General features: G+C 66.8%; 10 protein-coding genes. 6 read left to right on the top strand and 4 right to left on the bottom strand.

Going from position 1 to position 11,656, the window contains the following annotated elements:
- Positions 1-6: 6 nt before the first annotated feature.
- Positions 7-2,517: a HEAT repeat domain-containing protein gene (locus QX128_RS31190; protein ID WP_316239446.1), complete on the top strand. Its 2,511-nt coding sequence runs from the start codon at positions 7-9 to the stop codon at positions 2,515-2,517.
- Between the two features lie 985 nt (positions 2,518-3,502).
- Here QX128_RS31190 and QX128_RS31185 read toward each other — a convergent pair.
- Together QX128_RS31185 and QX128_RS31180 are read right to left on the bottom strand one after the other, a co-directional pair.
- Positions 3,503-5,527, bottom strand: a complete 2,025-nt coding sequence (locus QX128_RS31185) for a YgiQ family radical SAM protein (protein ID WP_316239444.1) — start codon at positions 5,525-5,527, stop codon at positions 3,503-3,505.
- Positions 5,528-5,644: 117 nt separating this feature from the next.
- On the bottom strand, positions 5,645-6,331 hold the full coding sequence (locus tag QX128_RS31180; protein ID WP_315805265.1) for a hypothetical protein: 687 nt from the start codon (positions 6,329-6,331) through the stop codon (positions 5,645-5,647).
- A 106-nt stretch (positions 6,332-6,437) separates the two neighbouring features.
- Between QX128_RS31180 and QX128_RS31175 the strand changes: the two genes are divergently transcribed.
- The 4 genes from QX128_RS31175 to QX128_RS31160 all read left to right on the top strand — a co-directional run bounded on the left by QX128_RS31175 (position 6,438) and on the right by QX128_RS31160 (position 9,527).
- Positions 6,438-7,130, top strand: a complete 693-nt coding sequence (locus QX128_RS31175; RefSeq protein WP_316239443.1) for an HAD-IA family hydrolase — start codon at positions 6,438-6,440, stop codon at positions 7,128-7,130.
- Positions 7,131-7,251: 121 nt separating this feature from the next.
- Positions 7,252-7,710, top strand: coding sequence for a hypothetical protein (locus QX128_RS31170; RefSeq protein WP_316216709.1), 459 nt, complete (start codon positions 7,252-7,254; stop codon positions 7,708-7,710).
- A 131-nt stretch (positions 7,711-7,841) separates the two neighbouring features.
- Positions 7,842-8,672: a hypothetical protein gene (locus tag QX128_RS31165; RefSeq protein WP_316182876.1), complete on the top strand. Its 831-nt coding sequence runs from the start codon at positions 7,842-7,844 to the stop codon at positions 8,670-8,672.
- Between the two features lie 24 nt (positions 8,673-8,696).
- The gene (locus QX128_RS31160; protein WP_316182807.1) at positions 8,697-9,527 is read left to right on the top strand and encodes a type 1 glutamine amidotransferase; all 831 of its coding nucleotides are present in this window, start codon (positions 8,697-8,699) and stop codon (positions 9,525-9,527) included.
- Positions 9,528-9,532: 5 nt separating this feature from the next.
- On the opposite strand, the gene QX128_RS31155 is transcribed toward QX128_RS31160, so the two are convergent.
- Together QX128_RS31155 and QX128_RS31150 are read right to left on the bottom strand one after the other, a co-directional pair.
- Positions 9,533-10,243, bottom strand: coding sequence for an LrgB family protein (locus QX128_RS31155; protein WP_316239442.1), 711 nt, complete (start codon positions 10,241-10,243; stop codon positions 9,533-9,535).
- Positions 10,218-10,637 (bottom strand): CidA/LrgA family protein, encoded by a 420-nt coding sequence (locus QX128_RS31150; RefSeq protein ID WP_315805260.1) that lies wholly within the window; start codon positions 10,635-10,637, stop codon positions 10,218-10,220. The genes QX128_RS31155 and QX128_RS31150 overlap by 26 nt, the downstream gene beginning before the upstream one ends.
- A gap of 110 nt (positions 10,638-10,747) precedes the next feature.
- Here QX128_RS31150 and QX128_RS31145 point away from each other — a divergent pair, with 110 nt between their 5' ends.
- Positions 10,748-11,629 carry a LysR family transcriptional regulator gene (locus QX128_RS31145; RefSeq protein ID WP_315805259.1) on the top strand — a complete coding sequence of 294 codons (882 nt, stop codon included), beginning with the start codon at positions 10,748-10,750 and terminating at the stop codon, positions 11,627-11,629.
- Positions 11,630-11,656: the final 27 nt, after the last annotated feature.

Here is an 11,656-nt window from a genome sequence, read left to right as displayed (position 1 = left end):
ACTGCGCTGGGCGCCCTAGGAGATTCAAGTGCGGTGTCGGTACTTTGCACCGCATTGCAGGATGAAGCGCCGGGTGTACGCGGCTCGGCGGCCACTGCGCTGGGCGCCCTAGGAGATTCAAGTGCGGTGTCGGTACTTTGCACCGCATTGCAGGATGAAGCGCCGGGTGTGCGCGGCTCGGCGGCCACTGCGCTGGGCGCCCTAGGAAATTCAAGTGCGGTTTCGGTGCTTTGCGCCGCTTTGCAGGATGAGGCCACGAATGTGCGGGGCTCGGCGGCCACTGCGCTAGGCGCCCTGGGGGATCGAAGTGCGGTGTCGGTGCTTTGTACCGCATTGCAGGATGAAGCGTCGAATGTGCGCGGCTCAGCGGCTACTGCGTTAGGCGCCCTCGGGGACCGAAGTGCGGTGTCGGTGCTTTGCGCCGCGTTGCAAGACGACGCCCTGAATGTCCGCGGCTCAGCGGCGACCGCGCTAGGCGCTTTGGGGGATCGCGGTGCGGTGACAGCCCTTTGTGCGACATTAGCGGATGGCGACGCCGGAGTTCGGGGATCGGCCGCCACTGCGCTAGGCGCGCTGGGAGATCGAAGTGCGGTGTCGGAGCTTTGCGCCGCATTAACGGACGGCGACGCCGGTGTTCGGGGCTCGGCGGCCACTGCGCTGGGCGCCTTGGGTGATCGAAGTGCGGTGTCGGCACTTTGCGCCGTATTAACGGATGGCGACGCCAGTGTTCGGGGCTCGGCGACCACCGCGCTGGGCGCCCTCGGAGATCGAAGTGCGGTGTCGGCACTTTGCTCGGTACTAACGGATGGCGACGCTGGCGTTAGGGGCGCGGCGGCCAAGGCGCTTGGCACGCTCGGAGATCGAAGAGCTCTGCCGCCGCTCTATGTACGACTCGGAGATGATGATGCTCACGTACGGAGCTCGACGTGCTTGGCCCTTGGCGCGTTGGCTGATCGAGGTGCAGTTCAGCCGCTTTGTGCTGCTTTGATGGATAGCGACCCGTTCGTGCGAGGTTCGGCGGCCAGCGCACTTGGCACATTGGGTGATAGCGAAGCCGTCGAGGCGCTGAGCGCGCTTCTCGCTGATTCAGAGGGGCAGGTGAGGCTGTCAGCCGTAAATGCGCTCGGGGTATTGATCAGCCATCAAACAATCGAAGGGGCCATATCGCGGTTGATAGTTGACGCTAAGCATAACTCCGAGTCGTCGGTGCGTACATCGGCAGTCATAACTTTGGCGCGAAACGGGCGCATCGATCTGCCCTTGGTGCGCTATCTGCTGGATCCAGATTTTAAGCGTCGGGACGGACGTCTGCGAGACACAGAATGGGGCGTTCAGGGGCAAACAGCCGCGGCAGTATTGCACGCGTATGAAAAGTCGGTTCCGGACGGCGAGCAATTGATGATCGTTGCTCGCTTATTGAACGAACCGGACGCGCGGCGCGAGGTGGTGAGCGCTGCGCTCGCGCCCCTCGGCGATCTTCCCGCTCCAGCTCTGAGACGGGCGCTCCCTCATCTCGCAATGTATCTGCCGAATCCGCCGAGTCAGGTAGCCGCTCGCATTAGCCAATTGCAGGACAAGCTCGCAAAATATAAGCAAGCAGAGCGCAGCCTCGCTGAACTCCGCTCCGCCCCAGTGAAAGCTTTGCGGGTCGCATTTCCGCCAACGCCGCGCCCGTGGTTCGAAACGACGACGGAGCCCTTGTACTTAGCAAAAAAGGAGTCATCAACCTTGCCCAGAACCGCGGTGATATTGACGGCGGCCCCAATCGAAGCGAAGGCCGTGTATCAGAGTCTGATGGATCGTGAGGTTCATCTCGGAGAAGCGCGGGTCGCGGGCCATGTGGTCGACGAAGGAATGCTCAATGTCGCCGGAAATTCGTGGCGAGTGGTCTTGGCTCAGCCACTATTGAAGGGGCCACATTCAATGCAGAGCCTCGTGAAGGATGTCCTTTCCGAGTTGCGGCCGGAAATTATTCTGATGGTCGGCATGTGCGGTGGAATTAGGGAAAATCGTGCGACCGAAGGCGCTGTCATCGTCGCCAAGCAGGTGCTGAACTACGAGCCGCAGCGGCTGCGTCAGAATGACAGAACTCTGAATCCTTCAAACTATCGTTGCGATCCGCGCATACTCGGCTGTGTCAATGCGCTGTCTCGGCGGGGAGTTTTGGATCGAATCGGCGGAGACGGCGAGCCTGCGATTGAGGTCTTAACCAAAGACATCGGTTCGGGCGAAAAATTAATCGATGATCTAAATTCGGCAGAGCGGGCAAGTATTGTAGCATTGTCGGGTGACATGGTCGGTGTAGAGCAGGAAGCGCATGGGCTTTATCATCCACTATGGGAGGAGCCGTTGCGGGGGGCTCCGCCACCCTACGCCATGATCAAGGGCATTAGTGACCTTGCAGATGGCAGTATGCTGGAAGACAAACTGGCGCGCCAAACGAGGGCGACGAAACGTGCACTCGCAGTTGCCCTGGCAATCATCCAGAACTTCGAGCCGCCTCTATCGTCCGGCTGAATCTAGTTGCAGATCATATCTGGAATAGCAGTGAACGTATTGCTGCGGCCCGATACCGTCGGGCTGCTAGGTTCTATTCGACGGGCACTTCCCGCATCCCCGCCAAGCACCAACTGCCCGTCGAGCCAGTTTGCCGCATGCCCGCCGCTTGCGCCGTCGGGCAAATCAGATCGATGCTCTCGCCCATCCCGTTTGCGATGAAGAGGGACGTTTCGGCCGATCGTCACGGAGCGTAGCAGCGGGGAGCGGTGGACGTGTCGGGCTCGGGGCTTTCGCGCAAGCGGGCCGGCGAATGAGCCCGGGACGTACGGTCAAGTCGCGTGGTCCTGGCCTCCCGACGCTGAGGTCAAGCCGGTCGATGAAGCGGAGACGCGTCGCGCCGGTGATGGGGGCAAACAAGCCCGGTCCCCAGGGAGATCGCGAAGCAGCCGTTAAAACCAGCGCGCGGGGAAGGCCGGGTCGTCCGGCTGGACTCGTGGTACCTGCCGCCTGCATTTTTTTCCGCAGGCGGGCCACGGGCCTCAGTCGAGGTCCGGTCTTCCCCGCGCCCTCTCATTTGTCGAGGGCGATGGCGGCAGCATGACCCGGGCGCGGATGCGCCGCGGGGCTGCGGCGGGCTGTCTGGAAAAATCGTGGAGTGGATGCGGTGATAGGGGGCGCGGATGCGTCATGCGCGTGGGCGCTTGCGATGCGTGTGAGACGGAGTGGCGGCCCTACAAACTCAATTGTCGTCCTGGCCTTGAGTGGGATGGTCGCTCAAAACGGCGGGGAGCGGGGCGCGACGGCCGTGTTACAAACTCAGTGTCGTCCCTGCGAACGCAGGGACCCATAACCACAGGCAGAGGTGTCGGGCACGCAAGGAACTCTGGATGTGCCTCGCACATCTCCCTGTGGTTATGGGTCCGGCTCGAGGCCGGGACGAAAGCGGAGGGTGTGGCGCGCTGCGTGCCCTTTCGCGCCGATCGTGAGCTCTTCTCGGTCGGAGCTACTTCCTGATCTTCACGCCCTTCGTCGTAAACCGCTGCGGCCTCGGCTCGGCTCGCACCGGCCGCCGCGTGACGGCGGCCTTGCCCGTGCCGGGCGGCTGATGCGCCGGCACCAGCTGATCCGGGCGGGAGCCGATCAAATCGGCGCGGCCCATGGCGCGCAGCGCGTCGCGCAGCACCGGCCAGTTGTCCGGGTCGTGATAGCGCAGGAAGGCCTTGTGCAGCCGGCGCTGCTTGAGGCCCTTGATGGCCTCGACCTTGTCGCTGCCGCCATGGCGGACGCCGCGCAGCGGGTTGACGCCGGTGTGGTACATCGCGGTCGCCGTCGCCATCGGCGACGGCAGGAAGGTCTGGACCTGATCGGCGCGGTAGCGGTTCTTCTTCAGCCACAGCGCGAGGTTCATCATGTCCTCGTCGCTGGTGCCGGGATGGGCGGCGATGAAATACGGGATCAGATAGTACTTCTTGCCCGCCTGCGCCGCGGCGGCATCGAACATCTGCTTGAAGCGGTGATAGGTGCCGATGCCCGGCTTCATCATCTTGTCGAGCGGGCCGCGCTCGGTATGCTCCGGCGCGATCTTCAGGTAGCCGCCGACGTGATGCGTCACGAGCTCCTTGATATAGGCCGGGCTCTCGACCGCGAGGTCGTAGCGCACGCCCGAGGCGACCATCACGCGCTTGACGCCCTTGACCTCGCGCACCTTGCGATAGAGCCGGATGAGATCGTCATGCGAGGTGTTGAGGTTCGGGCAGATCTCCGGGAAGACGCAGGACGGCCGGCGGCACGCGGCCTCGACCTTGGGGTCCTTGCAGGCCATCCGGTACATGTTGGCGGTCGGGCCGCCGATGTCGGAGATCACGCCGGTGAAGCCCGGCGTCTTGTCCCGGATGCGCTCGATCTCCTGCAGGATCGAGCCTTCCGAGCGGCTCTGGATGATGCGGCCCTCATGCTCGGTGATCGAGCAGAAGGTGCAGCCGCCGAAGCAGCCGCGCATGATCGTCACCGAGAACTTGATCATGTCCCAGGCCGGGATCTTGGCGTCGACATAGGACGGATGCGGCGCGCGGGCGTAGGGCAGATCGTAGACGCTATCCATCTCCGCCATGGTCAGCGGGATCGGCGGCGGGTTGAGCCAGAGGTCGCGGTCGCCATGACGCTGCACCAGGGGACGTGCATTGCCCGGATTGCTTTCCCGGTGCAGCACGCGCGAGGCGCGCGCATAGGCCTCCTTGTCGGCCTCGACCTGCTCGCAGGACGGCAGCCGGACCACGACGTCGCCCTTTTCGCGCGCCGCGCCTTCATCGGCGGAGTCGAGATCGTCGGCGTGCAGCTCGATGTAGGTCTCGGGCACTTTCCGGAACAGCGCGGTGCCGCGCACCGACTGGATGTCCTTCGGCGCTTCGCCGCTGGCGATGCGGTGCGCGACCTCGATCACGGCGCGCTCGGCATTGCCGTAGATCAGGATGTCGGCCTTGGCGTCGGCCAGCACCGAGCGGCGCACCTTGTCGGACCAGTAGTCGTAATGCGCGATGCGGCGCAGCGAGGCCTCGATGCCGCCGAGCACGACCGGCACGTCCTTGAACGCCTCGCGGCAGCGCTGCGCATAGACCAGCGTGCAGCGGTCCGGCCGCCTGCCGCCTTCGCCGTTCGGCGTGTAGGCGTCGTCGCTGCGGATGCGGCGGTCGGCGGTGTAGCGGTTGACCATGGAGTCCATGTTGCCGCCGGTGACGCCGAAGAACACGCGCGGGCGTCCCAGCGCCTTGAACGGCTCGGCCGAATGCCAGTCGGGCTGGGAGATGATGCCGACGCGAAACCCCTGGGCCTCGAGCAGCCGGCCGATGATTGCCATGCCGAACGAGGGATGGTCGACATAGGCGTCGCCGGTCACCAGCACGATGTCGCAGACGTCCCAGCCGAGCGCGTCCATCTCCTTGCGGCTCATCGGCAGGAACGGCGCAGGCTTGAGGTCGGCGCGGTGGCGCGGCCAGGAACTCAACGGGGGGGCGGTGAGGGCGATGTTCATCGCCCACGCATAGAGCCGCGGCGCTGCGAGTTCAACCAAAGCCCCGGTCGCAGACGAGGGCCGGTGGTCAAATTGTCCGGAATGGTTCCCGCAGCGTTGCGCGGCCGACCAGCCGTCTCAGTTGAGGTGATGCGACGCGCCGTTGCGGCGCTTGAGCCAGCCATGGCCGAAATAGGCCAGCAGCGCGGCTGCGGCGAGCATGATCCAGATCGAGGGCATCTTCGAGCGCGGGCTGCCGCCGGCCTCGCCGACCGTGACCGGCCCGGTGCCGGGCTCGGTCATCGATACCAGCCGCAGGCCGGCAGCGTCGGTCGCGCGCCGCATGTCGGCGATGGCGGAATGGGGCAGCGGGTCGGCGGCGAACGGCCGACCAGTCGCCGGCGCGGGCTCGTCGGACGCGGCGAGGTCGCCCGGCGGCGGCTCCATCGCGGATTGCGCGGCGTGGCTGCCGGCGGGCAGCTGGGCGAAGGAGTTCAGGTTCGCCGGCCGATGCGGCTTCGGCCCATGCTGCGCCATCCGGTCCGGCTTCTCGGCCTTGTCCATCTTTTTCGGCGTCATGCTCTGCGGCACCGCGACCCGCACCTGCGGCCGCGAATAGGACGCGGGCTGGGTGACGGCCAGCATGCGGTCGGACCAGGCCATATAGGCCTTGCAGAGATCGTTGCAGTATTGGCCGTTGACCATGTCGGCGGATCCGGCCTGCGCGGCGCCGGGCGCGGCAACACAGATGATCGAGACCAGCGCGGCGGCCGCTCCGAGCCTCGACGATGTCAAAACAGGCAATGCGCTCAACTGGCCGATCATCGCAATTTCCCCCGTCGCGGTTTCACGCCGTTTGAGGAATAACGACAGCCGGTCTGGTCGAGAGTTGGATCAGATCGCGTCAACATCCGGATGAGTTGAGGTCAATTTGCTGATGCGAGGCGTTATCAATAAGCGGCGGGCTTTGCTGTTCGACATCGACGGCACGCTCGCCGATACCGACGCGCTGCACCTGCAGGCCTTCAACGCGGTGTTCGGGCCGTATGGCCATGTGTTCGACCGCGCGCGGGCGGCACGCGAACTGCTCGGCCGATCCAATTTGTCGATCTCCGCCCAATTTCTGCCCGATGAGCCGCCCGAGCGGCGCGCGGCGGTCATGGCGCAGAAGGAGGAGGTGTTTCGCAGCCTCGCCGCCGGCGCGGTGCAGCCGCTGCCGGGCCTGATGGCGTTGCTCGATCGGGCCGCGGCGGCGGCGATTCCGGTGGCGGCCGTCACCAACGCGCCGCGCGCCAATGCCGAGCTGATCCTGCACGGGCTCGGGCTGATGGACCGGTTTCGCGCCGTGATCATCGGCGACGAACTGCCGCACGGCAAGCCGCACCCGCTGCCCTATCTGGAAGGCCTGCGCGCGATCGACGCCGTGCCGGAATGGTCGGTCGCCTTCGAGGATTCCCGCGCCGGCATCGCGGCGGCGACGGCGGCTGGCATCGCCACCGTCGGCATGCGCACCAATCTCGATCACGACGAGCTGATCGCGGCGGGCGCGGCGCTGACCGCGGCGGCGTTCGATGACGCCGACGTGCTCGATCTGGTGATGGCGCGGCTGGGAGAGCGACTGTGAGCGACGCCGCGGAGCTGACATGTCGCTGACATCAGGCAACAGCTTGCGGTCACCGCGCTTGCGCGATGGTCTCGACCAACGCGGCCGCTCGCTTGGCCGTCACGAGATCAAGGTGAGACGCATGCGCAAGTTGTTGATCGCGGCCGGCCCCTCGGAACAGCCGTTCCGGCTGATGTTGCAGGTCGATGACGAAGGATCAGCATCCAATCAGCGCGGCCGTCGCGGCAGTGGAGCCGGGCGAGCCAAGCGCGGCCGCGCCAAGCGTTCGGCCCGGCCGTTTCGCTGGGCGCAGCCGTCGCGCGCAATGGCCGCCATCCTTCGCGGCTTGCGGGCGACGCTGCTGGCTCTCTCTCCCGTGGAGATCCGGAACGATGTGAGCGTACGGCAGGAGGTCTTGCGGGACACGTCGCCGGTCGTGCCACGGCTTCGCGCCGTCAGCGGCTGCGGAGGAGCGCGCGAGGCCGCCGCCGTGCCGGCCGGCGCGCCCAACGCGGTCTTCTGCGCTGCGGCCACGCCGCGCCATCACGTCCGGTCGATGGAATCGCCGCGCGCCCAGCGCCGGCGGCTGCGGGCGCGCTGATCGCATCACCGCATGGGTGCCCTGCATGCTCCGTCCGTCGCCCCTTGCTTGTCCGCAGCCCGATGCCGTGATTGAAACGGACGGTGCGCGCCAGGCTCGCTGGGCTCGCCTCGCAGGAGGACGGATCGATCATGTTCGTGGCGCGTGTCGTGCCGATCGCCGTCGCCTTTTTCTGCGCGACCGCCGCCCTCGCGGCCGACAAGCCCGGCGAGACCAAAGGCACGGTGCTGGAGCCGTCGCCCGCCAATCTGGCTCTGACCTGGAGCGGGGCCAACCTGGTGTTGCCGGCGACGCTCGCCGGCGGACGGCGCTGGGAGGGCCGTGCGGAGGACGCGCCCGACGTGATCGGGATCGCGCCGCTCGCGATCGTGATGCACGGGTCAAGCGGCGTGGCGCCGGCCGTGAAGGAGTTCCAGGCCTGGCTCGCCGACGAGCTCGGCGTGGCGTCGGTGGCGCCCGACAGCCTCGCGATTCCCGACCGGCTGACCTACACCTCGCCGGTCGACGTCGCGACCTATGAGCGTGTCCACGCCCTGCGGCTGGCCGAGCTCGAGAACGCGCTGAAGGCGTCGCGCGACTGGAGCTGGGTCGACCGGCTGCGGATCGTGCTGGCGGGCACCAGCGAGGGTGCGGTGGCGGTCGGCCGCTACGCCGGCAAGGACGTGGCGGCGCGGCTGATCTATTCGTGGTCGTGCGAGGACAACTACTTCGTCAGCGCGCCCCGGCTCGGCATCGGTCCGAACGAGCCGGTGCTGAACGCGATTTCCGCGCGCGATCCGTATTTCACGGCCGCCAATCCCTGGAACAAGGACCGCGCCGTCACCGGCTCCTGCGCCGCCGCGCTCAAGGACGATGCCAAGGCGGAGGTGATGGTGATCGATGCCGACGTCCATACGATCCTGAACCGGCCGGAGGTGCACGAGCGGAGCGCGCGATTCCTGCGCGGCGTGTTGGAGCCATGATCGGCCGGGCGGAGGATTGACGACGTGCTGAGACTGCTCGTGCTCGAAGGCAATTCGCTGGACGGAAGGCGCCGCTGGGCCGAGATCGCAGGTGCCACGCCGTCGGAGAGCTACGCCGACGTGCTGCGCGCGCTCGCGCCAGAGGCGGCGATCGACATCGCCACGCCCGCCGATGCCGATGCGCGCCTGCCGCAGCCGATCGAGGCCTATCAGGGCATCGTCATCACGGGATCGGCGCTCAACATCTATCAGCGCGAGCCGGAATCGCTGCGCCAGATCGAGCTGGTGCGCACGGTCTTCGCGCGGGGCGTGCCGATGTTCGGCTCATGCTGGGGACTTCAGCTCGCCAGCGTTGCGGCCGGCGGCGAGGTGTCGCTCAATCCGGCCGGCCGCGAGGTCGGCTTCGCGCGCAAGATCGCGCTGACGGAGGCGGGCCGCGATCATCCGATGCATGCGGCGCGGGGCGCCGTGTTCGATGCACCGGCGATCCACAGCGACATCGTCACCAGGCTGCCGCCGGATGCGACGGTCACCGCGCGCAACGCGATGAGCGAGGTGCAGGCCGCGGAGATCCGCAGCGGCCGCGGCCGGTTCTGGGGCGTGCAGTATCATCCCGAATTCAGCCTGCAGGACATCGCCTGGGTGATCCGCCGCATCGGCCGGCCGCTGGTCGAGGAGGGGTTCTTCGCCGATCCGGCGGAGCTCGAGCGCTACGCCGCCGATCTCGCGACCCTGCATCATGACCGCGCCCGGCGCGACATTCTGTGGCGGCTCGGGCTCGATCAGGACGTCGCGAATGACCGGGTGCGGCAGGCCGAAATCAGCAACTGGATCGTCTCGCTCGGGCGGGGCTGAGCGCTCTACCGCATGAACTGAATGATGAGCGGCGCCAGCGCCACGTTCATCAGCCCGACCAGCACCATCACGAGGCCGGCGACCGCGCCTTCCTCGCGGCCGATCTGGTGGGCGCGTGCGGTGCCCGCGCCATGCGCGCCGACCCCGAACAGGGCGCCCTTGGCCAGCGTCGAGCGCAGCGGCAGCCGTGCGAGCACGACGTCGCCGACGGCCGCGCCGATGATGCCGGTGAGCACGACGAACACGGCGGTGAGATCGGGGATGCCGCCGATCTCGCCGGAGACTTCCATCGCAAACGGCGTGCTCATCGAGCGCGGCAGCAGGCTGAGGCGCAACTCGCCGTCGATGCCGAGCACATAGGCCAGCGCCCAGCTAGTTGCCATCGCGGTGAGGCTGCCCGCGACCATGCCGGCCAGCAGCAGCGGCCAGCGGCGGCGGATCAGAGCCCGCTGCTCGTAGATCGGCACGGCGAAGGCGACGGTGGCCGGCCCGAGCAGCGCCACCAGCCAATGCGTGCCGCGGATGTAATCGCGGTAGGAGACGTTGAGCGCGAGCGCCGCGATCATCAGCAGGGCCGGCGCCACCGCGAGCGGCATCAGCCACCAGCGCGGCCAGCGCCGGTGCACGCGCTTGGCGAGCAGATAGAGCAGGATCGTCGCGAGCGACCAGACCGCCGCCTGGATCAGCGGCTCACGCCACAGCGCGGCGAGGGTCATGACGCTCGGTCCAACGGTAGCAGAGGTCGATCGTGAGCGCGGTCACGCACATCACGGCGGTGGTGCTGACGACGATCAAGGCAAAGATCTTCAGGCCGAGCAGGCCAAACAGCTCGCGATGGTCGAGCAGCGCCAGCACCGCCGGCACGAAGAACAGCAGCATCTCCGCCAGCATCCAGTTCGCGCCGCGCTTGATGCTCGCGACCTTCAGTCCGCCGGCCAGGATCAGGACGAGCGCCAGCGCCATGCCGATGATGCCGCCGGGCAATGGCAGGCCGGTCGTCCGGACCAGCGCCTCGCCGACGGCCCAGAATAGGCCGAGCAGACCGATCTGCGCCAGCCGGTTGCGGCGGATCAGGCGATGAACCCCAATGGAAATGCTGCGATGCATCATGCGGTGGCGTCCGAAAAGTGATTGCGCTTGCAATGTATGCCGCATCGCAGCATGTAGAAAGCGAATTGAATGAATGATAATAAGTCGAATATGGAATATTTGGCCTGATTATGGAACTTCGTACCCTCAGGACCTTCGTCGAGGTCGTCCGCCAAGGCGGCTTCTCCCAGGCCGCCAAGGTGGTGTTCGCGACCCAGTCGACCGTGAGCAAGGCCGTCAAGCAGCTCGAGGACGAGCTGGGATTGCCGCTCTTGGACCGGCTCGGCCACAAGAGCCGCATGACCGCCGCCGGCGAGATCGTCTATCGCCGTGCCATTCGTCTGCTGGCGGAGCGCGATGATCTGCAGGCGGAGCTCGCCGAGCTGCGCGGCTTGAAGCGCGGCGTGCTGCGTCTCGGCCTGCCGCCGATCGGATCGAGCACGCTGTTCGCGCCGTTGTTCGCGCTCTACCGCCAGCTCTATCCGGAGATCGAGATCCGGCTGGTCGAGCACGGCAGCGACCGGCTCAGCGAATTGCTGGCTGCAGGCGACATCGATTTCGCCGGCCTGCTGCCGCCGATCGCCGATGAGTTTGCCGCGCAGATCGTGCGCCGCGAGCCGCTGATGGCGCTCGTCGCGGTCGATCATCCGCTGGCCCGCCGCGAGACGATCACCCTTGCAGAGCTGCGCGAGACGCCGTTCGTGCTGTTCGAGGCCGGCTTCGCGCTCAACCGAATCCTTCGCGAGGCGTGCCGCCGCAACGGCTTCGAACCTGTCGTGGCTGCGCGCAGCACCCAGATCGATTTCATCGCCGAGCTCGCCGGCGCCGGTCTCGGCGTCGCCTTCCTGCCGCGCATGATCGCGACCCAGCGCACGCAGGTGCCGATCAGTCTCGTCCTGCTTGATGAGCCCGGCACCGAATGGACATTGGCGATGGCCTGGCGCCGCGGCGCCTATCTGTCGCCTGCGGCTGCGGCGTGGTTGAGGCTGGTACGCGAGCGCGGCGAGGCCTGAGCAATCACTGCGACGATGTCGCTTCAA

It is taken from the genome of Bradyrhizobium sp. SZCCHNR1015 (assembly GCF_032489875.1).
Classification (GTDB): Bacteria; Pseudomonadota; Alphaproteobacteria; order Rhizobiales; family Xanthobacteraceae; genus Bradyrhizobium.
Note: the sequence above shows the minus strand (reverse complement) of the source record. Positions and strands in the feature narration are given on the sequence as shown.